The organism is Acidovorax sp. KPB24-07 (genome assembly GCF_057543315.1).
The window spans coordinates 1-783 of the sequence record NZ_BAAJYS010000831.1 but is presented as its reverse complement, the minus strand read 5'-3'; the positions used below and the strand labels follow the sequence as shown (position 1 = coordinate 783).

Below are 783 nucleotides of genomic sequence, written 5' to 3'. Positions count from 1 at the left end.
CTCGGTCTGGGCCCAGGCGGCGGCCAGGCCCGCGTAGGCGGGGCGGGACAGCCATGACAGGCGGCGTGCGCCGGCGAGCGATTGGGCGTTGAGGCGGGCGTTGGCCAGCACCACGGGAATGCCGCGCTGGCGGCAGCCGGCCAGCAGGTTGGGCCAGATCTCGGTTTCCATGAGGATGCCGATCTCGGGGCGGAACTGCTGCAGAAAGCGCCGCACCGCGCCGGGCGTGTCCCACGGCTGCCAGACCTGCACGTCGCCGGGTTGCAGCAGTTTCTCGCCTTCGGCGCGGCCGGTGGCGGTGCCATGGGTGAGCAGCAGGCGCATGCCGGGCAGCAACTGGCGCAGCTCGGCCAGCAGGATGGCGGCGGCCCGGGTCTCGCCCAGCGAGACGGCATGCACCCAGACGAAGGGGTTGCCCAGGCCGGTGGTGCTGATGGGGGCCAGGCTGTCCATCGCCTGCGGGTAGTGGCCGAAGCGTTCTTCCACGGCCACGCCGTAGCCAGGTTCGGTGGCGGCGCGGCGGCGCAGCTTGCCGCGCAGCAGCGGCTGGGCCAGCCAGGTGATGGCCGAGTACAGGGCGCGGGCGGGGGTCACTGCCCTGCCACGCCCGCGGTGCCGGGCCGGCCGGGTTCTGTGGGGAGCACGCGGCCCTGCCACCCGTCGGCGTTGCCATCGCGCATCGCGATGACCAGATACGTGCCCGTGCCCGGGGCGGCCACCACGCAGGCGCCGCCCGGCGCCCAGAAGGCGCTGCGGCCGGCACAGGCGTAGCCGCCGGTGGGC

Annotated in this window: 1 protein-coding gene and 1 pseudogene; both read right to left on the bottom strand. The window is 74.7% G+C overall.

What is annotated here, in order from left to right; genetic code table 11:
- Positions 1-594, bottom strand: a 594-nt coding sequence (locus AC27IQ_RS26125) for a 3-deoxy-D-manno-octulosonic acid transferase (protein WP_487091381.1), incomplete at its 3' end; no start/stop codon positions are given.
- Positions 591-783 (bottom strand): annotated as a pseudogene (locus tag AC27IQ_RS26120) (hypothetical protein); the annotation flags it as partial. The gene AC27IQ_RS26125 and the pseudogene AC27IQ_RS26120, both read right to left, overlap by 4 nt.